This is a genomic window from Streptomyces sp. SID11385 (assembly GCF_010548245.1).
Taxonomy (GTDB): Bacteria; Actinomycetota; Actinomycetes; order Streptomycetales; family Streptomycetaceae; genus Streptomyces.
The window spans coordinates 1-21,065 of sequence record NZ_JAAGLR010001169.1; the positions used below are offsets into that span (position 1 = coordinate 1).

Annotated in this window: 23 protein-coding genes and 1 pseudogene; 11 read left to right on the top strand and 13 right to left on the bottom strand. The window is 70.2% G+C overall.

Annotation, left to right across the window (positions count from 1 at the left end; translation table 11 throughout):
- Window positions 1–71: 71 nt before the first annotated feature.
- Entirely contained in the window at window positions 72–305 is a 234-nt protein-coding gene (locus G3I42_RS35475; protein ID WP_164291757.1) for a hypothetical protein, read from the bottom strand.
- A gap of 340 nt (window positions 306–645) precedes the next feature.
- On the opposite strand from G3I42_RS35475, the gene G3I42_RS35480 reads away from it, so the two are divergent.
- Both G3I42_RS35480 and G3I42_RS35485 read left to right on the top strand, forming a co-directional pair.
- Window positions 646–1,725, top strand: a complete 1,080-nt coding sequence (locus G3I42_RS35480) for a DUF1648 domain-containing protein (RefSeq protein ID WP_164291758.1) — start codon at window positions 646–648, stop codon at window positions 1,723–1,725.
- Complete coding sequence (locus tag G3I42_RS35485) at window positions 1,725–2,108, top strand: GntR family transcriptional regulator (RefSeq protein WP_164291759.1); 384 nt, start codon at window positions 1,725–1,727, stop codon at window positions 2,106–2,108. The genes G3I42_RS35480 and G3I42_RS35485 overlap by 1 nt, the downstream gene beginning before the upstream one ends.
- 142 nt (window positions 2,109–2,250) lie before the next feature.
- On the opposite strand, the gene G3I42_RS35490 is transcribed toward G3I42_RS35485, so the two are convergent.
- The 7 genes from G3I42_RS35490 to G3I42_RS35520 all read right to left on the bottom strand — a co-directional run bounded on the left by G3I42_RS35490 (window position 2,251) and on the right by G3I42_RS35520 (window position 8,516).
- On the bottom strand, window positions 2,251–2,694 hold the full coding sequence (locus tag G3I42_RS35490; protein WP_164291760.1) for an RDD family protein: 444 nt from the start codon (window positions 2,692–2,694) through the stop codon (window positions 2,251–2,253).
- A gap of 14 nt (window positions 2,695–2,708) precedes the next feature.
- A complete protein-coding gene (locus G3I42_RS35495) occupies window positions 2,709–2,975 on the bottom strand; it encodes a hypothetical protein (protein ID WP_164291761.1) in 267 nt (88 codons plus the stop codon).
- Between the two features lie 13 nt (window positions 2,976–2,988).
- Entirely contained in the window at window positions 2,989–3,864 is an 876-nt protein-coding gene (locus G3I42_RS35500) for a hypothetical protein (protein WP_164291762.1), read from the bottom strand.
- 21 nt (window positions 3,865–3,885) lie between these two features.
- Entirely contained in the window at window positions 3,886–4,923 is a 1,038-nt protein-coding gene (locus G3I42_RS35505) for a hypothetical protein (RefSeq protein ID WP_164291763.1), read from the bottom strand.
- 572 nt (window positions 4,924–5,495) lie between these two features.
- Window positions 5,496–6,518, bottom strand: coding sequence for a hypothetical protein (locus G3I42_RS35510; RefSeq protein ID WP_164291764.1), 1,023 nt, complete (start codon window positions 6,516–6,518; stop codon window positions 5,496–5,498).
- Between the two features lie 110 nt (window positions 6,519–6,628).
- Window positions 6,629–7,159, bottom strand: coding sequence for an NUDIX domain-containing protein (locus tag G3I42_RS35515; RefSeq protein WP_164291765.1), 531 nt, complete (start codon window positions 7,157–7,159; stop codon window positions 6,629–6,631).
- A gap of 1 nt (window position 7,160) precedes the next feature.
- Window positions 7,161–8,516: a tetratricopeptide repeat protein gene (locus G3I42_RS35520; RefSeq protein WP_164291766.1), complete on the bottom strand. Its 1,356-nt coding sequence runs from the start codon at window positions 8,514–8,516 to the stop codon at window positions 7,161–7,163.
- Window positions 8,517–8,740: 224 nt separating this feature from the next.
- Between G3I42_RS35520 and G3I42_RS35525 the strand changes: the two genes are divergently transcribed.
- From G3I42_RS35525 to G3I42_RS35550, 6 genes are all read left to right on the top strand, one after another.
- Window positions 8,741–9,490, top strand: a complete 750-nt coding sequence (locus G3I42_RS35525) for a hypothetical protein (protein WP_164291767.1) — start codon at window positions 8,741–8,743, stop codon at window positions 9,488–9,490.
- Between the two features lie 78 nt (window positions 9,491–9,568).
- Window positions 9,569–10,480, top strand: a complete 912-nt coding sequence (locus tag G3I42_RS35530) for a phosphotransferase (RefSeq protein ID WP_164291768.1) — start codon at window positions 9,569–9,571, stop codon at window positions 10,478–10,480.
- Between the two features lies 1 nt (window position 10,481).
- On the top strand, window positions 10,482–11,213 hold the full coding sequence (locus G3I42_RS35535; protein ID WP_164291769.1) for a class I SAM-dependent methyltransferase: 732 nt from the start codon (window positions 10,482–10,484) through the stop codon (window positions 11,211–11,213).
- 34 nt (window positions 11,214–11,247) lie between these two features.
- On the top strand, window positions 11,248–11,793 hold the full coding sequence (locus G3I42_RS35540) for an HAD domain-containing protein (RefSeq protein WP_164291770.1): 546 nt from the start codon (window positions 11,248–11,250) through the stop codon (window positions 11,791–11,793).
- A gap of 267 nt (window positions 11,794–12,060) precedes the next feature.
- Window positions 12,061–12,534: a hypothetical protein gene (locus tag G3I42_RS35545; RefSeq protein ID WP_164291771.1), complete on the top strand. Its 474-nt coding sequence runs from the start codon at window positions 12,061–12,063 to the stop codon at window positions 12,532–12,534.
- 211 nt (window positions 12,535–12,745) lie between these two features.
- The gene (locus tag G3I42_RS35550; protein ID WP_164291756.1) at window positions 12,746–13,249 is read left to right on the top strand and encodes a hypothetical protein; all 504 of its coding nucleotides are present in this window, start codon (window positions 12,746–12,748) and stop codon (window positions 13,247–13,249) included.
- A gap of 1 nt (window position 13,250) precedes the next feature.
- On the opposite strand, the gene sodN is transcribed toward G3I42_RS35550, so the two are convergent.
- Window positions 13,251–13,646 carry a superoxide dismutase, Ni gene (gene sodN / locus G3I42_RS35555; protein WP_008745663.1) on the bottom strand — a complete coding sequence of 132 codons (396 nt, stop codon included), beginning with the start codon at window positions 13,644–13,646 and terminating at the stop codon, window positions 13,251–13,253.
- Window positions 13,647–13,813: 167 nt separating this feature from the next.
- On the opposite strand from sodN, the pseudogene sodX reads away from it, so the two are divergent.
- Window positions 13,814–14,149, top strand: a pseudogene (sodX, locus tag G3I42_RS38150) (nickel-type superoxide dismutase maturation protease); the annotation flags it as partial.
- A 140-nt stretch (window positions 14,150–14,289) separates the two neighbouring features.
- On the opposite strand, the gene G3I42_RS35565 reads toward sodX, so the two are convergent.
- A complete protein-coding gene (locus G3I42_RS35565) occupies window positions 14,290–14,934 on the bottom strand; it encodes a CGNR zinc finger domain-containing protein (protein WP_164291773.1) in 645 nt (214 codons plus the stop codon).
- 128 nt (window positions 14,935–15,062) lie between these two features.
- Between G3I42_RS35565 and G3I42_RS35570 the strand changes: the two genes are divergently transcribed.
- A complete protein-coding gene (locus G3I42_RS35570) occupies window positions 15,063–15,824 on the top strand; it encodes a class I SAM-dependent methyltransferase (RefSeq protein WP_164291774.1) in 762 nt (253 codons plus the stop codon).
- Between the two features lie 117 nt (window positions 15,825–15,941).
- Here G3I42_RS35570 and G3I42_RS35575 read toward each other — a convergent pair whose 3' ends face one another.
- From G3I42_RS35575 to G3I42_RS35585, 3 genes are all read right to left on the bottom strand, one after another.
- A complete protein-coding gene (locus tag G3I42_RS35575; RefSeq protein WP_164291777.1) occupies window positions 15,942–16,694 on the bottom strand; it encodes an amino acid ABC transporter ATP-binding protein in 753 nt (250 codons plus the stop codon).
- Window positions 16,695–16,747: 53 nt separating this feature from the next.
- Window positions 16,748–17,689 (bottom strand): amino acid ABC transporter permease, encoded by a 942-nt coding sequence (locus tag G3I42_RS35580; RefSeq protein ID WP_164291778.1) that lies wholly within the window; start codon window positions 17,687–17,689, stop codon window positions 16,748–16,750.
- Window positions 17,690–17,934: 245 nt separating this feature from the next.
- Complete coding sequence (locus tag G3I42_RS35585; protein WP_164291775.1) at window positions 17,935–18,909, bottom strand: ABC transporter substrate-binding protein; 975 nt, start codon at window positions 18,907–18,909, stop codon at window positions 17,935–17,937.
- A 750-nt stretch (window positions 18,910–19,659) separates the two neighbouring features.
- Here G3I42_RS35585 and G3I42_RS35590 point away from each other — a divergent pair.
- Window positions 19,660–20,934 (top strand): NADP-dependent malic enzyme, encoded by a 1,275-nt coding sequence (locus tag G3I42_RS35590; RefSeq protein WP_164291776.1) that lies wholly within the window; start codon window positions 19,660–19,662, stop codon window positions 20,932–20,934.
- Window positions 20,935–21,065 lie beyond the last annotated feature (131 nt).

Sequence of the window (21,065 nt, forward strand, 5' to 3'; positions counted from 1 at the left end):
CCCGTGCCGGCCGGGACGCGCCATGCGGAGCCCGCGCCGGCTGGGGTGGGCCGTGCCGCGCCCGCGCCGGCTCAGCGGGGCAGGAAACCGTCGCCGTGCGTGACTATGTGGGACTCCACGGCCTCCAGGGCGCGCTGCGTGGCCGCAGGGTCACCACTGCCCCTGCGCTCCGCGTAGTACGCGGCGCCGAGTTGCTTCAGCAGCTCGCTGCCCGTGCGCTGGGTCTGCACGTCGTCGTACTTCTGCTTGCCCTGCGCGAGGCCGCGCTGCGCCTGTTCCTTCGCCCGGTCGAGAAAACCCGCCATGAGAAGACCCCCTTCTGTTCCCGCGCCCTGCCCGTGACGTGTCAGCGGCGTGGCTCCGCCCTGTTCAGGTCACTTGTCCGCGAGTGCGCTGTGTGTGTCTGTGTGTGCTCGTGTGTCCGTTCCAACGGCCGTCGGGCGGGGCGAGTTCCCGGCCCGCGAAAAAGATCCGTACGGGATGCGGAGGGGTGTGTTCCGCATCCCGTGAAAGATTTTTCGCACGTCAGGGTTGGAAGGGCTGTCCGGCGGGGAGTACCTCGACAGTTGTTCGCATAGATGGCGAACAAGTCGTACGGAGGGGGGCGCGCAGGGCGCCCGTCGCGCGACGCGGGAGGAGCGAGGGATGTACGGGGGACACGAGGCCAAGGGGCCGGGCGGGAACGGGACGGGCGGGCCGCCGGGCCCGGGCGGCGGTACGGGGGCCGGGGGAGGCAGAGGCGCCCGATGGCCGGGCGTACTGCTCGAAGTGGCGCCGTTCGTCGCCGGGTTCGCCGCCACGATCGCTTTCTTCCTGAGTACGCGGGACAAACTCGGCGACCGCATCGCCACCCACTTCTCCGGCGGCGGCACGGCCGACGACTGGGGCGCCACGAGCGGCTACCCGTGGGTGTGCCTCGCTCTCTTCGGCGGCCTCGCGCTTCTCTTCGGCCTGGGCGCCGCCCTCCCGGGAGCGGGCCTTTCGGCGCGGAGCGGCTGGACGGCGACGGGCTGGGGGACCGCGGGACTGCTCGGATACCTGCTGAGCGCGGTGCTCCTCGTGAACGCGCACGCGGTCGCTGACGGCACCGGAGCCCGGCTGCCCTGGGCCCAGTTGGTGGCGGGTCTCGCTGCCGCGCTCCTCGCCGCCGGGGCGGGAACGCTCCTGCGGCGCCTCCTGCCCCCGGCCGCGCACGGGGCGGAGCGCGAACCGCTGCCAGGCGTCCCGGAACGGCTGACGCTGCGCCCGGGAGAGCGGGCCGGCTGGTCGGCACACAACACCTCGGCGGTGCTCGCCGGGTTCGGGGCGGGGGCGTTTCTGCTGGGTACGTGCCTGCTCGCCGCCGGACTGGTCGGCGTGGGACTCCCGCTCATGCTCGCGGGACTGCTGACCTTCGGTCTGAGCGCCGTACGCGTCACCGTCGACCGGCACGGCCTCACGGTCGCCGCCGGCTATCTGCCCTGGCCCCGCACCCGCATCGGCCTCGACCAGGTCGCCGCGGCCCGCGCGCAGCGCGTGAGCGCGCTGGAGTGGGGCGGCTGGGGATACCGGGTGAGCCCCCGCGGGACGGGGGTCATCCTGCGCTCGGGCGAGGCGCTCGTGGTGCGCAGGGAGGACGGGCGGGACTTCGCCGTCACGACACGGGACGCCCGTACGGCGGCGGCGCTCCTCAACACCCTCGCGGCCGACGAGGACGGCTCCTCCCCACGACCAGGCGGCGGCTGATGCTCTTCCGCACCGACCCCTCGTCACCGGTCCCGCTCGGCGAGCAGATCGCGGCCTCGGTCCGTGCCGCCCTCGCCGAGGGCTCTCTCACCGCAGGCGAGCGCCTCCCGGCGGCGCGAGCGCTCGCCGACTCGCTCGACGTCAACGTGCACACGGTCCTCCGGGGGTACCAACGGCTGCGGGACGAGGGCCTGATCGAACTGCGCAGAGGGCGCGGGGCCGTCGTCGTGGAGGGGGAGGGCGCCCGCTTCCGCGCCGGCCTCCTCGCCCGCGCCACCGAACTCGCCGCCGAGGCCCGCCGCCTCGGCGTCACGGAGGAGGAACTGCTCACCCTGGTCCGTCAGTCCTTCACGCGCGGTCCCGCGCCGGTGAGCGAGACCTGACGCCGCCGAACCGCACGGGTGATCCGCTCCGCCGCCGAGGTGGACGCCCCGGACACGGCGGGCGGCGCCGGTCCGGTGGGTCCACCACGGCCATGGGGCATCAGGCGCCGACGCCGTTCCCCGTGGGCGCGCGGAGGCCGGGTCAGCGCCGTACCGTGCGCAGACCCACCGCGTCCTGCTGTTCCACACTGCTGTCCGCTGCGAGATGGATGGGGACGAACACGATCATCCAGTAGAAGCCGAACAACCACCGGGCGATGAGACGGAAGAAGTCGGGGCGGCGGCCGTCGGCCGCGCGGACCACGCGCAGGCCGGTCAGCAGCTTTCCGAGGCTGGCACGGACCGCGTACGTGAGCAGGACGTGATTGAGGAAGGAGAGACCTACGGCCGTGCCGAGCGCGGCCCCCCACACCGTCGGGGAGCCGGGGCGCAGCTCCACGACGCCGTCGGCCACCTCCACCCCGGCCGCGGCCCCGGCCGCGAGGCCGCACAGCAGGGCCACGACAGCGTCGAGGACCGCGGCGGAGACACGGCGCGCCTGTGTGGGGGCCAACCGCTGCCGTGCCGTGCGCTGTTGGTCAACCATGGCTTCGCGCTCCCTCACTTCCCCGCTCCGGACCTCTTCTTCTCCGCCTCTTCCTGCTCCACACGCTTGAGCGCGCGGTCCATCGCCGCCCGCGCGTGCGCCAGGGCGTCCTTTATCTGCTTCTTGTGGCCGGAGAACTCGCCGCGGAAGCGTTCACTCTTGGGGCCCTTCCATGTGTCCGTGCCGCAGAGCTTCTGCACGTTGTCGACGGAGTTCTCCAACTCGTCGGCGTATCGCTTGAGTCGGCGCAGGTCCTCACGGCATTCGGCCTCTCGTGACATGGTGTCGGCTCTCTCAGCTCGGGTTGATCAGCTTGGTGACCATGGCGCGCAGCGTGTTCTTGCCGACCGGGCGCGCTTCGATGCCGGTCGGGGCGTTCGGTTTCTCGACGTACACCGTCCACAGGGCCTCGTCGGTCGCGTACGTCGTCAGGAGCGGGCCGGGAGTGTCCGCCAGAAGGACGGTCTGCCCGACGACCAGGGCATTGTCGATGGCTTGGCCGAGCGCCCTGCCCACGTTCTCCTGGCTGATCTCTTCCGGGGTGAGCCGCTGGGTGGGGCCGTCCTTGGCGGCGACCTCGAAGGGGTCCATGAAGAGCAGCGCCATGTCCGCCGCGTCCTTCGCCGAGCCGGCGAGGGTGAACATGTGCAGGCCGCCGGACGTGACACGCTCCACGAGGTACAGATCCTCGGCGTGGATGTAGACGAGCAGGTGGGTGAGGCCGCTCGACGTGTGCTGCTCGACGACGAGGGCCCGCCCGGCGGTGCGGCGGAGCGTCAGGGCGAGGCTCACCTCGGGGGTGACGCGCAGGTCCAGGTCGACGCCCGAGGGGAGCGTGCCCGGGTCCGTACCCGCCACGGCGGCTCGCGTGTCCTGCCGCGCGCCCGAGCCCCGGAGTACGGCGTCGAGTTCCTCGATGTTGGCGACCTCGACCGCTTCTCGCGAGACGAGGGAACGAAGGGCGGTGGCGTACACCCACTCGCGTTCCTCGCCGGAGAGCGTGGCGAGTCGCGGAGTCGGGGCGACGCATTCGGTCAGCGATTCCGGATCGAGGATCGCGATCTCTTCATCGGTGAGGCGCAGCAGAGGCTGTGTGCCCCCCTCCGCGAGAGCCTCGGACAGAGTCCCGCGGAACTCTTCGAGGTTTATGTCGATATCAGGGTTCGGCATGAAGACGCGTCCGATTCTCGTTTACCAGAATGCGTATTTTTTGATGGTGTCGGGGACCAGATTGGTGACCGCTTTTTTCGCCCCGTGGACGATTTCCTTGCCCTTGTCCACGGTCTTCCCGCCCCACTCCTTGGTGGCATTCCAGGCTTTTTTGGCGCCGGCCCCGATATCGTCGCCCCATTTGTCGTACGCCCAGCTGCCCAGGAAGTACGTGCCGGCCACTCCGAGGGCGACCCAGCCGACGACGGGGACGGCCGCGGCGACGGCGGCCGACGCGCCGAGGGTGGTGGCCATGCCGGCCCCGCCGAGCACCGCCACCGCCCCGCCCGCCTCCAGGAACCCCATGGTCCGGTCGGCCGCGCCGTACGCGCCCGTGTGCGTCGGGAGGAACATCTGCTTGACGCCGTCGACGACGCTCAGCGGCAGGAGGACCTTTCGCGCGAGGAACCCGGCGCCCGGCGCGTTGCCGAAGAGCTTCGCCGCGTAGGGGATCTTCAGGCGCATGGCGACGCGGCGGACGCTCTGCTGCCACTTCCAGGGCTCCTTGTACCAGTTGCGGATCTTCTGGTCCTTGAGGAGTTCCTTGAGCAGCTCGCCCCGCTTCGCCTTGATGCGGGCTTCCGGCGACCCGAAGTACTTGTTGAGTTCCCACACCGCCCGGGCCCCGGCGACGTTCTGGCCCTGCTTCCAGCGCTCGTAGAGGTGGATCGAGGCTTCGATGGCCGTAGGGATCTTGAGGAGTTTGAGGGGGGTCTTGATGTCCTTGAGCGTGCCCTCCTTGAACTCCTTCCACGTCTCCAGGGCGCCGGACAGGCTCGCGAAGGTCAGGACCGCCTCGGGGTCGTCCTTGGCGAGGCCGAGGCGGCGCCGGATGTCCTTGGCCTCGTCCGTCGCCCACGAAGCCTTCTTGGGGAATTCGGACACCCCTTCGGCCTTGGCGTCCCATTTGGCGAGAATTCCGTCGATCAATCCGCCTTGGACGGTGAGTGTCCCGCCCATGACGTCAACGGCGGCGGCCAGCTTGGGCGCCTGGACGTCGTTCATTCCCTTGAAGCCCACGTCCTGCTCCCCTTGAGGTCCTTGAGCGTGACGAGGGGGCAACCCCCCGGTGTGCCGACGATAACTGCGCGCGAAGTAATTCCACCACACGGAATATGAGGGCATTCGGCGCGTATCGCGAGGAAATTGCGTGCGAGCAGGGTGATGCGGGCGGCAGGAGAGGAAAGGTCGCGGTGCGGCGGACCCCGCGAGGGCGCAGGCCGGGTCCCGGTCCGTCATGACGGGCCCCCGGGCGCAATAAGAACCGCACCCGGCCCCCACGGCCACAAGGGCCGTAACGGAACCGGGTGCGGAAATCCTCTCCCCCCATGGTCCGCCGCCGGGCGGGCCGGGAGGAGCAGGGGCGGCTGAGCGGGGCTCAGGCCTTCTTGGTCTCCCAGTAATGGGGCGGGGCGGTGACCTGCGGGGATCACTCCTGTGGGGCGCTGACCTGGCCTTTTGGTGATTGATGGCGATGGGGTGCGATGGTCCTGATCGGGTGTCCTGCGGACTGTGTGCGGACTGCCCAGTTGTAAGCAGGGTGGGGCAAGCCGGCTCTGGTGGGGCGGATGCCCCGGACTGGGGCGAGGCCACTACTGCCGCAGGATGCTCATGATTTCGCTTGTCTTGGCGACTGCAGCTCGGGGCCCGTACGCCACCACTGAGGCCAGCACGGCAGCAGTACCAGCCAGCACGACATCGACACCCGCTGGAAGCCCCAACAGCACCCCAAGACACAGTGCGCCGGCGGCGGTGACGACTACAGCCACCAGCCGCAGCCCCTCCCGATTGGTCACTGGGGTGGTGCCGCGCAGGCTCTGCTCGGGAAGGAGCGTGGTGACCCTTCCTGCAGCGAAGGTGCTCCCGATCTTCGCCAGAAGTGCAGCCAAGGTGCGGAGCGCTCCAGCGCCCTTGGCGTCGACCTGCGCTTCGGCCAGCTGAAGCCTGGCCACGACGAGCGTGGCGTGGTTCTTTGCGTTCCGCTGCCTTGGAGACCCGCGGCCGACGCTGTTCGTGATCCGGTGTACGCGCAGAAGTGAGCGCCGAACTGTGGAGCACGTGTCGTCAAGATGCCGGAGGGCCTGGGGCCTGTCGCCCGTTTCTGAGCGTGCCACGGCATCACAAGCCTCGATGGCAGCCATGATCGAGAGCATCAATCTGTAGCCCGCTATGGCTTTGTTGCGCCGAGCTGCCCACATCAGAAGAGGCAGGGTGACAGCAGCGAGAACAAGCGCGGATGGTTGAAGGCTCGGCTGAACCTTCCGTGTCTCGATCGTTTTGATCACTGCCATTAGGAGGTCCCCTGCACCGAGACCAATCGTGAAGGTCAGCAGCCAGTAGCGCAGCTTGACGCTTCCGGCTATCTTCTGACCTGCCTCCCGGAATGATTGAATTGGCAGGTCCGCGAGGCCAAGATGCTGGAGCGCCGCGACTGTTGGCGCCAGGTCCCTTTCCGCAACTCTGGCGTTCCAGGCAGCCCAGCGCACCTGCAGCGGCTGGATTCGGCGGGCGACCCACGCGAGGGCGCGGTAGATCGACACCACGATCGCGGCCAGGAGTGCACCGCCAACCACCAGCCGCTGAATCTCGGCTGCGCGCTCCCAGTCAATGTTCATGGGGAGATACTGGCGCAGGGCACTGACATCCGTGCCGGATCTCATTGGCCAGCAGGGAAATTGGGCCGTGCTTGTAAGCACTCGATACCTGGCCGAGGTGGCGCGCGCCCCTACCCCCAGCCATCAAGTGAGACTTCTGGCCCGCTACCGAGATACCGCAGGAGGGCGCTCGAAGTGGTGTCCACGAAGTTCTCGGGGATGGCGTCGGCGTCGACCCAGCGGACCTGGGCGTGCTTGCCGGGCTCGCGGTTTTCGGGTTCGCCGGTCCATTCGTGGGTGGCGAATACGACCGTGAGGAATCCATTTGGGGACTCAACGCCCCAGGCCCCGTGGATGATGTGGGCGACCTTGAGGGAGTCCGGCTTCACGGTGAGGCCCGTCTCCTCGTAGAGCTCGCGGACGGCCGTCTCGGTGATGGGCTCGCCCGGTTCGCTCTTGCCGACGGGGAGGTCCCACATGCCCTGGGCGAACTTGGCGTTCGCGCTGCGCTGGAGGAGGACGACGCGGTTGGTGGCCTTGTCGTGGACGATGACGGCCGCAACCAGCAGAGTCATGGATTCGAGCGCCGGCTTGAGGGCCTTCGGCTGGTCGTTGGTCTGCTGGGCCACGGTATTCCCTTCGTCGGGCGGGTTGTTGGGCATGTTAGGCGAGGGCCTCGCGGGCTCGGCGGGCGAGATCGGCGGCGCCGGGGACACGGCGGCGCTGGTAGACCGCGAGGGTGGAGCGGATCGAGGTGATCGCCTTATGGGTGCGGTCGGAGGTCATGCCTTCCATGAGGATCAGGGCTTGAGTCCAGGCGGCGACGGCTTCGTCCGCGCGGGCCTGTGCGGCGAGGCTGTCGCCGAGGTCGGCGTGGGTGAGGGCGTGGACGCGCTTGTACTTCACGGGGTCCCAGCGGGTGAGGGCGTCGCGGTGCTGCTGCTCGGTGCCGATGTGGTCGGCGAGGTCGGTCAGGGTGCGTGCGGTGTGGCTGGCCACGGTGCCGGCGGCGGGGCCGCTGACGCGGGAGTAGCTGGGCTGGGGGCCGTCGTCCCGTAGGAGGGCGTCCTCGGCGGCGAGCAAGGCGCCTGCGGCCTGGGGGTTCTCGTTGACTGCGGCGTAGGCGCGAGCGTGGGTGATGTGGAGGAGTGCCTCGGTCCGACCGTCGACGTGGCCGAGACCTGCGCGTAGGGCTCCCTCGACGAGGTCAACGCAATGGTGGGGCTGCTTGAGGCTCAGAGCTTGGTGGGCGAGGGCGCGCATCATCCAGGCTGCGTGGCCGTGGGGGTCGGCTTCGCAGGCGAGCTTGTAGCCGACCTGGTAGTAGCGCTGGGCGGCACCTTCCTGGCCGAGGTCGTGGTGCTTCCACCCCGCGAGATAGGCGAGTTCGGCGACGGCGCCGAACGCGGCCCGGCGTAAGACTTCGTTGGGGAAGCGCCCGCGCAGCATCGGGGCGGCTGTGTCGGCGAGGTACGCGGTGACGGTGGTCAGGCCGTGCCCGCCGCCGAGGCGCTCGTCGGCGGCGCTGAAGGCCGCCGTGATCTGCCGTACGACGTCCACGTCCTCCGCCCCCACCAGGGAAGTGCCGGTGCGGGCCCGGAGCATGCGGGTGGTGGCTTCGTGGTCGTATCCGAGCGGCATGGCGACGCCGGCGGTGGTGAAGGCCGCGATGGCGAGGAAGCGGCGGCGCTCGACATCGGCACGACCCAGGTCGGTGGCGGCGAGGACAGGGTCGGGTTCTGCCGGCGCTTCGTCATCGCCGGCCTGGAGGCCGATCTCGGTCCGGGTGATGGTGCGTCCCGATCGGCGGGACAGCGCCTCGGCCAGGTACTGACCCACCCGGCCCGACGGGGCGCGGGTGCCGTTCACCCAGTGCGAGATGGCCGACTTGTTGGTCTGGAGGATCTCGCCGTTCTCGGCGGCGATGCGCCGTACGTCCCTGGCGAGGGCCTCGTAGGTGCAGTCGACCGCCGCGACGACCTCGCGCAGACGGGAGTTGGGGTCTCTCTGCGCCGTCACGATCGCCTCCGTCCTGGAGCTGTAAACCGCGTATACCGCTTCGACTGCCTTCCACCGTACCCACTGAGCGTGACCGCCGGTTCACTTATCAGCAGCCGCCCGGAACGGCGCGACCGTGATCCAGGCTCCCCCTTGGTCCGGGCGGCACCCCGAAGTTCCGTACGTCCACACCGGGTTCGGGCATTCCTGTGCCCGAACCCGGCCCATCAGAGACGGAGAACCCGGTGACCACCATCGACACCACGGCCATCACGGTCGAGCTGCCCGAGGCGTTCGACCCGCGATGGAACCGCCGGCCCGGCATCCAGGTCGACGGCCGACGCATCACCGCCGACCCGGCCGATTACTTCTTCCGCTTCGAGTCGAACACCTGGCTCGTCGCCGACTGGGAGCTGGTCAAGGCCCAGCTCCTGGAGGTGGACGAGACGACCGAGAGCGCGGTCGAGCAACTCGCGCTCGACTTCATCAAGCAGCACAGCGAGTCGACCTCCGACGCGGCCCGCGTCCTGGCCACCGCGTACGAGGTGTACGCGTACCTCTTCCGCGAGGAGCACCTGGCCGGCCTCGGCCTGCCGCAGATCACCGCCGAGCACCTGCGGATGCTGCGCGAGGCGGCCACGTTCATGGCGCTCAACAAGGTCGAGGTGGACGGGCACATCTCCAACGTCGGGCCGTGCTGGTTCTTCCCCGCCGCGACGTCCGTCGTCTTCGACCTGGACGACGACATGGGCGGGATGCTCGACGAGGTCTACCACGGCGGCTGGTTCAACGAGCACCGCCGGATCGAGTCCATCAAGGCCCACGCCGCGCTCGGCGGTCGGCTCGTGCACGGCTGCCAGTCCGTGCCGGACCAGTCCGGCGGCGTGGTCGCGCCCTACGGTGCCTCGATGGCGAACTTCCGTGACGACCTCGCCGCGTTCAAGGCGGGCTGGATCGAGCAGGTCTACGCCCACCGCGTGAACCCCGCCGCGTAACCGCCACCCGATCAGGCTCCGGGGCGGGCCGACCTCCCTCGCCCGCCCCGGACGCCGCCACCTCCCCGGAGCCTCCCCGTGACCACGAATCCCAGCGCCGAACTCCTCGACAACCTGCTCACCGCGACCGGCCAGACCACCGCCGTACGGGAGGAGGTGCGCGTGTGGTCCATGTCCGGCGTCGAGCGCGTGACCTTCCCCGACGGCTCCACGGCCATCTTCAAGTACGCGAAGAAACCCTTCGATAGCGAGGACCAAGCCCTCCGCCTGGCCCACACCCTCGGCGTTCCCGTCCCCCAAGTCCACGCCTCTGCCGTTCTGAACGGATGGCTCGGCATGCTCATGGAGGACCTGGGGCCGTCCGTCCGCGAGGCCGACGATCTCGACGGCGTCACCGCGGCCGTGATCCTGCACGGCACCCGTACGGCTTCGCGCTTGCCCGTGCTCGACCAGGAGCGGCTGCGCGTGCTGCCCGCCCGGGCGCTGGACCACCTCGACCGGCTTCGTAAGGCCGACCGGTGGCAGGACGCCGACGATGTCGAAGACGCGCTCGACCGCATCGCTCAGGCCGCCGGGGCCCGCTCCGCCGGCGCAAGGCTGGAACCGTTCGGTTGGGTGCACTCCGAGTTCCACCCCACCAGCCTCCACATCGGCGAGCACGGCTGGCGGTTGCTCGACTTCGCCCGCGCCTTCACCGGCCCCGGCCTGCTCGACCTCGCCAGCTGGCACGGAACCATCGATGCCCCACACCCTGTCCGCCTGCGCGTCCTCCTGGAGCAGTACGTCACCGCCGGCGGCACCGCCGATGCCCTCGCCCCGCGCGGCGGTCTCACCGCCGAGAACTGGGCCCTGGGCTGGCACCGCATGTGGGCCGTCGAGTGGTTCATGGAACAGGCGATCCGCTGGATCAACGACCCGGCCACCGACCCCGCCTACATCAAGGCCGTCCGCCGCCACCTCACCGACATCCTCCACCTCCTGGAGATCTGACGTGCTCGCCCAGGCATCCCCCTGGCACGCCCACGCCCTCCAGCGCACCGCCGCCGGACCTGCCCAACCCCTCGCCGTACCCGCCCGGATGGAATGGACCACGAGACCCGGCCAAGGGCCCGGAGCCGAGATCCTCGGCCCCGACCTTCGGGGCAAGCGGCTCCTGGAACTCGGCTGCGGCCCCGGCCACAACGCCGCCCACCTCGCTACCCTTCCCCAAGGTCTCGGCTTCGCTCGAGCAGGGGACACCCCAATCGGCGCCCATGTCACCGGCGTCGACCTGGTCGGTCTCCAGGTCCGCCGCGCCCGCTCCCACTACGGACGGCTGGACAACCTCACCTTCGTCGCCGGGCACGCCCTGCACCACCTGCGCGCCTCCGACGAGCCGTTCGACGCGATCTACTCCGTCTTCGGCGCCATCGGGCTTGTCGCCCCCGAGCTTCTGCTCCCGGCCATCGCCCAGCGCCTCACGCCCGGTCGGGTGCTCGTCTTCGCAGTTCCGCACCCGCAGCGTGGTGGCCGAAGCCCCGCCGGAGACGACCGTCCTCGCCGCGACCACGTCACCCTTCCTGACCGTACCCGGCTCCCCATCGCCCGCTGGGAGTTCTCCGCGGACCGGTGGGAGAAGCACCTCCGTCACGCGGGCTTCTGGCTCACCTCGGCCCAGGAGTTCCACGACCCCCGCATGGGCCACTGGCCCACCACCCTGCTGATCCGCGCCCGCAAGCTCTGACCAGCCACTCGCCCCGGGTTTCCTGGAGGAACCGATGCGCCTGCCCTACCTGCTCCTCGACATCGACGGTGTCCTCATACCCTTCCCCAACGCGGACGGCTCGACCCCGGCCACCCACGTTCGCCACGACGTCGTCCCCGCCGGCCGCAGCGCCGACAATCCGGTCACCGTCTGGCTCAACCCCGACCACGGCCGCCTGCTCATGGACGTCATCCGCACAGGCTTGGTCACCCCGGTCTGGTGCACCAGCTGGCGCCAGGACGCCACCACCCTCATCGGCCCGCTCCTCTGCCTTCCCACCCTGTCGTACGTAGATCTCCCGCGTCCGCAGATCACCACCAGCCACCCCGACGGCTACCTGTGGAAGCGCGACCACGTCGACGCCTGGCTGGGCGACGCCCCCACCATCTGGATCGACGACGACTTCGCCGACCTCGACCACACCTGGGCGGAGGAGCGCACCGCCCGCGGAAAGGCGACCCTCCTCGTGCAGCCCGACCCGCACCTCGGGCTGCAGCCCGAGCACCTGACTGAGGTCGCGACGTGGATCTCACAGTTGCCCGCGGCCCGCGCCGCATGAGGACTGGTGTCCTCGCTGCCACGAGCAGCGAGGACACCAGAGCGTGGTGTGGGCCCTGCCTGCCTATGAAGGGATCGGTGAAGCGGCCAGGGCTCTTCGCTCCATTCGGGCCGCCGCTCAACGGCATGGAGATCCTCGACGAGCATCACGCGGCGTTGGCCATAGCCGCCTGCTAGGACTTGTCCCTGGTCGGTCTCTGAGACGGCAGCGCGTGAACCCCGTGAATCCCGTTGCAGAGGGTCTCGTCAAGTGAGGTAGAAGGGCAGCATGGACACTGCCGTACTTGAACAGATGCTGGACGAGACCTTCGATCACGCGGTCGTGCACCACGGATACACCAACTACATGCGCGACTACGAGGTCGTCGTCTATGCAACGGCTGATCCCCGCACCGGCATCGCGCCGGCCCGCCTCCGGTATCTCTTTCGGTACTGCGTTGAGGCGCGGTGCGAGACGTCAGTGCCGGCGGAGACCTGGCGGGTCTCTTTGGATGACCGGCTCATCGACCATGAAACCGGTGTCGATCTCGACGGATACGTCTGGGGTGTGAAATGGCATGACCTGTATCCGGGAGCCAAGATTCTGCCTGAGTCGGAGGCGACCCGTCGCTGGTCGAAGGCCGTCGGGATCGACTTCCACGAAGTACGCATCGAGACGAACGCACACAAGCTGACCTTGATCTTCTCTGACGTACAGGTCAGCGAGGTCCCGGCTGGATACGCACCCTTCGTCGCTGAGTAGGGATCAGGGGTCGTGTAGTCACGCGACCGTAGGGTGGTCGGATTCGCTCAGACCCCCTGGACGATGAGCCCGTCCTACGGTCCGTACCCAGTGCCTTCTGCGGCAGGACGACGCCTATGGATCAGGGGGTGGCAGCCGTCATAGCGGCCGGAGTGGCGGGTGTCGTCGGTGTGACCGGCAGTCTCATCGCCATGAGGTGGGGCGCCGACATGTGAGCGACCAGGCACAAGTCGAGCATGAGCAGTGGCTCCGCGGGCAGCGGCAGGAGGCGTACATCGCCGTCCTGGATGCCTGGGACGCGCCCGTCAAGGGCCTTCGACGGATGATCGAGGAAGAAGCCGCGAACCAGGTCCTTGGGACTCGCTATGAGGAAGAGCGTCACGGCCACGAGGGGGACGTCTGGAGCGCTCTTGGCGTACGGGTCCGTGCGGAAGCTGATGACCTCAACGTCGAATCTTTCAAGGCGCTGGAGCGGGTGCAGGTCCTCGGCCCCGAGTCCGTCAGCAAGACCGCGATCAGCTTGGAAAACGCCCTGCACCTCATGTGCGGTGCGATACGCGCCAGAACAGGCACCCGAGAGTGGCCGGACTACGCCGGCTTCTCAGAAGACCGCACCCGGTCCGTGATGGACGCCGTTCTCGGCGGCCTGCGGACCGGGTGCGGACCGGTAGGAAGTCTGACCAGCGAAACCGCAGGTCAGACGGTCCAGCCGTAGATCAGGCCTTCTTGGTCTCCCAGAAGATCTTGTCGATCTGGGCGATCAGGTCGAGCGCCTTCTGGCCGGTGGCCGGGTCGTTCGAGCCCTTGGCGGCCGAGAGGGCCTTGAGGGTGTCGTTGACGAGCTGGTGCAGCTCCGGGTACTTCTCGAAGTGCGGGGCCTTGAAGTAGTCGCTCCACAGGACCGAGACGTGGTGCTTGGCCAGCTCGGCGCGCTGCTCCTTGATGATGATGCAGCGCGTGCGGTAGTCGGCGTCCTCGTTGGCCTGGTACTTCTCCTGCACGGCCTTGACCGATTCGGCCTCGATCCTGGCCTGCGCCGGGTCGTAGACGCCGCAGGGGAGGTCGCAGTGGGCGCTGACCGTGACCTTGGGGGCAAACAGGCGGGAGAGCATGAAAGCTGTCCTTCCTCGTGATCGTCTTCTCAGGTGGGACATTACTCCGTGAGGACCTGGTTTTCTCGGGTGCCCCCGGGGGCCTAGGCCAAAAGTCCGGGGTGAGACTAGGGGCCGGCCGGTCCCGAGGACGGTGCCGGACGGGCACGAGAGTGGGAGGTTGGGCGATGTCGGAGGCGGAAGGGCGCGTGCGCATAGGGGAATCGAGGATTCCGCTCGGCGTCGCCGAGGTGCGGGGGCCCTCGATGCTGCCCACGCTGCGTCACGGGGACCGCTTGCTCGTCCGTTACGGCGCGCGGGTCAAACCGGGTGACGTGGTGGTGCTGCGCCACCCGTTCCAGCAGGATCTGCTCATCGTCAAGCGGGCGGCGGAGCGCCGGGGCGCGGGCTGGTGGGTGCTCGCCGACAACCCCTGGGCCGGGGGCGACAGCAATGACTACGGCGTCGTGCCGCAGGAACTCGTCCTCGGGCGGGTGCTCGGGCGGTACCGGCCGCGCCGGCCGGAGAGCGAGGACCGGCTCGTCGCCGCGACGGCGAGCGGCGCGGGAGCGGGCGGTGCGGATGCGGGCGGCTCGGATACCGGCGGCGCGGGAGCGGGCCTCGCGGGTGGCGGTACGGGGCCCTCGGGCCGGGACTCCTCCCGTCAGGACTCCTCGGGGCGCCTCGCGACCGCCGTCTCCTTCGTGCGCTGGGGGCTCGGCTCCGTGCGCTCCGTCTCCGGTTCGGCGGCGGCGCGGCGTTTGCGGGCGCGGTAGGCGGCGACGTTGGCGCGGGTGGCGCAGCGGTCCGAGCAGTAGCGGCGGGAGCGGTTGGTGGAGGTGTCCAGGTAGGCGTTGCGGCAGGGCTCGGCCTCGCAGATGCCGAGGCGGTCGACGCCGTACTCGGTGAGGTGGAAGGCGAGGCCCATCGCGGCGACGGCGGCGTAACCGGCGGTCGCGTTCGAGGGGTGCTCGGCGAGGTGCATGTGCCAGCGCGGGCGCCCCGAGGCGTCGAGGTACTCGTGGCCGGAGATCTGCGGCGAGACGGGGTATTCGAGGAGCAGCGAGTTGAGCAGGTGCACCGCCTCGTGCTCCTCGCCGCCGTCGGCGGCCTCGAAGATGGCGCGGAGCCGGGTGCGCACCCCCCGGAAGCGGGTCACGTCCGCCTCGCCCGCGCGCCGGGCCGCCTGCGTGTCCGCGCCGATGAGCGCGCGTACCGCGTCGACCGAGGTCAGCGTGTCCTTGCGGCGTCCCGGTTCCTCGGTGTTGACGAGACGTACGGCGTAGTCCGAGTAATAGGCCAGTTCCACTTGTTGTCCTTACAGGGGCGGACTAGGGTGCGCATGTCGACCGGCCGTAATGGTCGGACATCTGTAGAGAGTATTACTTCTCGGGCGGGTTCCCGTGCGGGTCCCGCGCGGACGAGGCGGAGGCGGAGATGGGTACGGGCGGCGGTGGCACCGACTTCGGGGCCTGGCAGGAGAGCTGGGACCGTCAGCAGGAGTGGTACATGCCCGACCGCGAGGAACGCTTCCGCGTCATGCTCGACATGACCGAGGCGCTCGTCGGCACGGCGCCGCGGGTCCTCGACCTCGCCTGCGGTACGGGAAGTATCACGGACCGCGTGCTGCGAAGGTTCCCCGAGGCCCGCTCGACGGCCGTCGACCGCGATCCGGCGCTGCTCGCGCTCGCGCGCGGCACCTTCGCCGGGGACCCGCGCGTCGACGTCGTGGACGCCGACCTGACGGCGCCGGGCTGGTACGAGGCACTGCCGCACGCCGCGTACGACGTCGTGCTCACCGCGACGGCGCTGCACTGGATGCCCACCGGGGCCCTGCGCACGCTCTACGGGCAGCTCGCGCCGCTCGTGCGCGAGGGCGGCGCCTTCATGAACGCCGACCACATGCCCGACCCCGCCACGCCCCGGATCAACGCCGCCGAGCGCGCCCTGCGCCACGCCGTGATGGACCGGGCGCTCGCGGCGGGGGCGCAGGACTGGGACGCGTGGTGGGCGGCGCTCGCCGAGGAGCCCGCGTTCGCGGAGCCCGTCGCCGCGCGCATGAAGCTCTTCGGCGCGCACTCCGAGGGCGATACGCAGCCGCCCGCCTGGCACGCGGCGACCCTCCGCGAGGCGGGCTTCGCGGAGGCCCGCACGGTGTGGGCCTCGCCCTCCGACGCGCTGGTGCTCGGGCTGCGCTGAGCACGCGAAGGCGGGGCGGCGACGCCGGTACGGGGCGGACGGGGCCGGGGCGCGTGGCCCGGCCCCGTCCGCGTGCCGCCTCATCCGCCGACCGCCCGCCTCACCGCGCCCGCGGCCTCACAGCACCTTCGAGAGGAAGGCGCGGGTGCGCTCGTGCCGTGGAGTGGTGAGGACCTCGCGGGGGTGGCCCGCCTCGACGACGACACCGCCGTCCATGAAGACGAGCGAGTCGCCGACCTCGCGCGCGAAGCCCATCTCGTGCGTCACGACGATCATCGTCATGCCGCTCTCCGCGAGGTCGCGCATGACGTCGAGGACGTCGCCGACCAGCTCGGGGTCGAGCGCCGAGGTCGGCTCGTCGAAGAGCATGAGCTTCGGCTCCATCGCGAGCGCGCGGGCGATCGCGACGCGCTGCTGCTGACCGCCGGAGAGCTGCGCCGGGTAGCTGTCGGCCTTGTCCGCGAGGCCCACGCGCTCCAGGAGAGCGCGGGCCTGTTCGCGCGCGGCCGCCTTCGGGACTCCCTTGACCTGCGTGGGCGCCTCGATGATGTTCTCCAGCGCGGTCTTGTGCGGGAAGAGGTTGAAGCGCTGGAAGACCATGCCGATGTCGCGGCGGCGCAGCGCGACCTCGCTGTCCTTCAGCTCGTACAGCTTCTCGCCGCGCTGCCGGTAGCCGACGAGTTCGCCGTCGACGTACAGGCGTCCCGCGTTGATCTTCTCCAGGTGGTTGATGCAGCGCAGGAACGTCGACTTGCCGGAGCCCGAGGGACCGATGAGGCAGAAGACCTCGCCCTGCCGGACCTCCAGGTCGATGCCCTTGAGGACTTCGAGGGGGCCGAAGGACTTGTGCACGGACTCGGCGCGGACCATGGGCTGCCGCCCGCTCGTCCCCGTCGCCGTCCCCGTCGCGGAAGTGCTGTCGCTCATGCCATGCCTCCGTTCGGGCGGCCCAGCGAGAAGGCGCTCGCCCGGAGCTTCTGCCAGGGGGTCGCGGGCAGGGCGCGGCTGGAGCCGCGCGCGTAGTACCGCTCGATGTAGAACTGCCCGATGCTCAGCACCGAGGTGAGGATCAGGTACCAGGCCGCGGCGAGGAAGAGCATCTCCACGGGCGCGCCGGAGACCTGGCCGATGTCCTGGGCAGCGCGCAGGAGTTCGGGGTACTGCACGGCGGCGACGAGCGAGGTCGTCTTGAGCATGTTGATGACCTCGTTGCCCGTCGGCGGCACGATGACGCGCATCGCCTGCGGGATCACGATGCGGCGCAGCGTCTTCGCGTGGCTCATGCCGAGCGCGTGGGACGCCTCGGTCTGGCCCTCGTCGACCGCGAGCAGCCCGGCGCGGCAGATCTCCGCCATGTACGCGGCCTCGTTGAGGCCGAGGCCCAGCAACGCGGTGAGCAGCGGGGTCATGAAGCTGGCCCAGTAGTCCTTGTAGAGCGGGCCGAGGTTGATGTACTCGAAGACGAGGCCCAGGTTGAACCACACCATGAGCTGCACGAGGACCGGCGTGCCGCGGAAGAACCAGATGTAGAACCAGGCGATGGACGACGTCACCGGGTTCTTGGACAGGCGCATGACGGCGAGGACCACGCCGCCGACGATGCCGATGAGCATCGCGATGACGGTGAGGAGCATAGTCTTGCCGAGCCCGCTGAGGATGCGGTCGTCGAAGAAGTAGTCGGGGACGGCGCCCCAGTTGATCTTGCCCTGCGAGAAGGCGTAGACGAGCGCGCCGAGGGCGGCGAGCGAGACGACCGCCGCGACCCAGCGGCCGTAGTGGCGCACGGGGACGGCGCGGATGGCCTCGGCGGGTCGCGAAGCGGGACCCGGGGCGGTGTTCGGGGCGGTGTGCGGGGTTTTCGTCACGGGGGCCGGTGCGTCGGCGCCGGGCGCGGACTTGTCCAGGTCGGTGGGCCTGGCGTCGTCCCGGGGGCCGGACGCGGGGTCCGGCTCCGGGGGAGTGGTGGGGTCGTCGGGGGACACGCGTACTGCCTTCGCTCCGGGGGGTGGGTTCGGGTGCGCGGGCGGGCCCGCGCGGGGCCGGGGCGGCGCGGTTCCGCGTACGGGGACGGTGGCCCGACCCCGTACGCGGAACCCCGCGCCCCGTCAGGTCACTTGCCCGCGTTCACGGCGGCCTCGGTGACCTTGCCGTCCTCGACGCCCCACTTGGAGATGACCTTGTCGTACGCGCCGTTCTTGATGATCGCGTCCATCGCGGCCTTGATCGCGTCGCGGAGCTGGGTGTTCGACTTGGCGATCGCGATGCCGTACGGGGCGGCCTCGACCTGCTCGCCGACGAGCTCGAAGTCCTTGCCGCCGCCGGAGGTCTTGACGGCCCAGGCCGCGACGGGGAAGTCGGAGGAGCCGGCGTCGCCGCCGCCCGCGCGCAGGCGGGTCTGGGCCTGCTGGTCGTTGTCGTACGCCTCGATGGCGATCTTCTTGCCGCCCGCGCACTTCTTCGACTCGGCCTTGGCGAGGTCGTGCGAGACGGTGCCGCGCTGGAGGACGATCTTCTTGCCGCACAGGTCGGACCAGGTCTTGATGCCCTGGGTCTTGCCCTTCGGCGTGTAGATCGAGACGCCGGCCGTGAAGTAGTCGACGAAGTCGACGCCTTCGCCGACCTTCTTGCCCGTGTCGCCGTCCACGCCGTTCTGCCGGTCCGCCGTGTCGGTCATGGCGGACATCGCGAGGTCGTAGCGCTTGGAGCGCAGGCCGGTCAGGAGCGTGTCGAAGGTCGCGTTCTGGAACTCGAACGTGACGCCCAGCTCCTTGCCGAGGGCCTCGGCGAGGTCGATGTCGATGCCGACGACCTTGCCGGACTTGTCCTTGTACTCGACGGGCGGGTACGCGATGTCCGAGCCGACCTTGATGACGCCCTTGTCGCGTATCTCCTTCGGGAGCTTGGCGTTGAGGGAGGCGCCCGCCGCCTTCGAGGAACCGGCCGAGGCGGCCGGCTCCTTCTTGTCGTCGTCCTTCGTCTGGTCACCGCAGGCGCCGAGGAGCAGGGCACCCGCGACCACGACAGCGGCGGCCGTCGCTGCGCGGGGCTTCACGGCGAACAGGCGACGCGGGGAGTTGGTGGTCATGAGGGTCCCTCCGGCGGAAGTCTGGAATTGCCGACGGGGGTCACGGTGAACGCGTCTTCGAGTGTCGTGACCCAGTGCGATGCACGGCATCTTGCCATTCGGACAAGACCGCTCAGGGGGTCGCCGATGTCAAAATCGGATAACGGGATCGGACGGGGGGCTTGTGCACAGGTAACAAGTGCGATGCGAGGACGAGTTGACGGCAGGTCGGCCGGGCGGCGATTTCGGGGTGCGGGTGGGCGCGGGGGCCGGGCCTGGGCGGGTATCCCGGGATGCGAGACGCTATGCCGGTTCTCGGCAGGGCTGCGCGGCTTGCCGTGCTGTGGGTCGCTTGGGGACTTCCTCGTGCCTTGGGCGGTCTTGAGCGGGCGTGAGGTGGTTCGCGCGCGGCGGCGAGTCGGTGGGGGAGGGGCGGGGAAGGCGTGCGAAGCGCGAGGCGGCGCCGCGTGTGACCCGGCCCTCGTCCGAAAGGACTCGTAGGAGGCGGGCACGATCCGGTAGAAAAGACGGCTACACCCCTCATCAGGGGCCCAGGACGCGTGTGCGGCGCGTCCGCGCGCACGAGCCCGTACCCGTGGCCTATTCCTACGCGCAAGCGTTTCCCCTCCCGGAAGAGCTGCGCGGAAGCGTGGAAGCCGTGGTCCCCGACCGGGGACCCGGGTCGCCGGCGGGCTGCGCGGTGCCCGCCCGCCCTCCTCACCAGGGGGCGGCCACCCTCAACTGACGATGAACGAACAAAGGGGTTCTCCCATGTCAGCTCAAGCGGATATTGCCGACGCCACACCCGATACCGACGCTTGTGCGGGCGTCACGGGTACGGGCGACGGCTCCGCGCACCACCCGGCGGAGCCGGACGCGGCCCATGCCGACGCCGGCCGCCACCCCGCCTTCGCCCTCCACCGGGGCGGCAAGATGGCGATCGCCGCGACCGTCCCCGTGCAGAACCGCGACGACCTCTCCCTCGCCTACACCCCCGGCGTCGCCGAGGTGTGCACGGCCATCGCCGAGCGCCCCGAACTCGCCCACGAGTACACGTGGACCTCGCAGGTCGTCGCCGTCGTCACGGACGGCACGGCGGTCCTCGGCCTCGGCGACATCGGCCCGGCCGCCTCGATGCCGGTCATGGAGGGCAAGGCGATCCTCTTCAAGCAGTTCGCGGGCGTCGACGCGGTGCCGCTCGCGCTGGACACGACCGACCCGGACGAGATCGTCGAGACCGTGGCACGGCTCGCGCCCTCCTTCGGCGGCATCAACCTGGAGGACATCTCCGCGCCGCGCTGCTTCGAGATCGAGCGGCGGCTCAAGGAGCGGCTCGACGTCCCTGTCTTCCACGACGACCAGCACGGCACCGCCGTCGTGACCCTCGCCGCGCTGCGCAACGCCGCGAGGCTGACGGGGCGGGAGATCGGGGAGCTGCGCGCCGTCATCTCGGGCGCGGGCGCGGCGGGCGCGGCCATCGCGAAGTTCCTGCTGGCGGCGGGGATCGGGGACGTCGCGGTGTGCGACCGCAAGGGCGTGCTGAGCACCGGCCGCGCCGACCTGACGCCGGTCAAGCGGGAGATCGCCGAGCTGACCAACCTGGCGGGCCTGAGCGGTTCGCTGGAGGCCGCGCTGGCGGGCGCCGACGTGTTCATCGGGGTCTCGGGCGGCACGGTGCCGGAGGCGGCGGTCGCGACGATGGCGAAGGACTCCTTCGTCTTCGCGATGGCCAACCCGAACCCGGAGATCCACCCGGACGTCGCGCACAAGTACGCGGCCGTCGTCGCGACCGGGCGCAGCGACTACCCGAACCAGATCAACAACGTGCTCGCCTTCCCCGGCATCTTCGCGGGCGCGCTCCGGGTGCGCGCCTCGGACATCACGGAGCACATGAAGATCGCCGCGGCCGAGGCGCTCGCCGACGTGGTCGGCGCGGAACTCGCCGCCGACTACGTCATCCCCTCGCCCTTCGACGAGCGCGTCGCCCCCGCCGTGACCGAGGCGGTCGCGCGCGCGGCCCGCGAGGACGGGGTCGCGCGGCGTTGAGGTGAGCCGCGGCGCTCCGCGCGTGCGGTGGAGGGCTCCGGTACCGGTGCGGGCACCACCGCGCCGGTACGAGGGGCCCTTCGCCGCGCTCGCGGCGACCGCCTCTCCCGGCGCGCACCGCCCGCCTCAGA

Bases quoted from the DNA above. Each gene is read 5' to 3' on its own strand.
- G3I42_RS35485 (WP_164291759.1), top strand. From the start codon at position 1,725: ATGCTCTTCCGCACCGACCCCTCGTCACCGGTCCCGCTCGGCGAGCAG.
- G3I42_RS35585 (WP_164291775.1), bottom strand. From the start codon at position 18,909: ATGACCACCAACTCCCCGCGTCGCCTGTTCGCCGTGAAGCCCCGCGCA.
- G3I42_RS35495 (WP_164291761.1), bottom strand. From the start codon at position 2,975: ATGTCACGAGAGGCCGAATGCCGTGAGGACCTGCGCCGACTCAAGCGA.
- G3I42_RS35545 (WP_164291771.1), top strand. From the start codon at position 12,061: ATGGACACTGCCGTACTTGAACAGATGCTGGACGAGACCTTCGATCAC.
- G3I42_RS35575 (WP_164291777.1), bottom strand. From the start codon at position 16,694: ATGGTCCGCGCCGAGTCCGTGCACAAGTCCTTCGGCCCCCTCGAAGTC.
- G3I42_RS35510 (WP_164291764.1), bottom strand. From the start codon at position 6,518: ATGAACATTGACTGGGAGCGCGCAGCCGAGATTCAGCGGCTGGTGGTT.
- G3I42_RS35490 (WP_164291760.1), bottom strand. From the start codon at position 2,694: ATGGTTGACCAACAGCGCACGGCACGGCAGCGGTTGGCCCCCACACAG.
- G3I42_RS35475 (WP_164291757.1), bottom strand. From the start codon at position 305: ATGGCGGGTTTTCTCGACCGGGCGAAGGAACAGGCGCAGCGCGGCCTC.
- sodN (WP_008745663.1), bottom strand. From the start codon at position 13,646: ATGCTCTCCCGCCTGTTTGCCCCCAAGGTCACGGTCAGCGCCCACTGC.
- G3I42_RS35480 (WP_164291758.1), top strand. From the start codon at position 646: ATGTACGGGGGACACGAGGCCAAGGGGCCGGGCGGGAACGGGACGGGC.
- G3I42_RS35500 (WP_164291762.1), bottom strand. From the start codon at position 3,864: ATGCCGAACCCTGATATCGACATAAACCTCGAAGAGTTCCGCGGGACT.
- G3I42_RS35570 (WP_164291774.1), top strand. From the start codon at position 15,063: ATGGGTACGGGCGGCGGTGGCACCGACTTCGGGGCCTGGCAGGAGAGC.
- G3I42_RS35540 (WP_164291770.1), top strand. From the start codon at position 11,248: ATGCGCCTGCCCTACCTGCTCCTCGACATCGACGGTGTCCTCATACCC.
- G3I42_RS35590 (WP_164291776.1), top strand. From the start codon at position 19,660: ATGTCAGCTCAAGCGGATATTGCCGACGCCACACCCGATACCGACGCT.
- G3I42_RS35515 (WP_164291765.1), bottom strand. From the start codon at position 7,159: ATGCCCAACAACCCGCCCGACGAAGGGAATACCGTGGCCCAGCAGACC.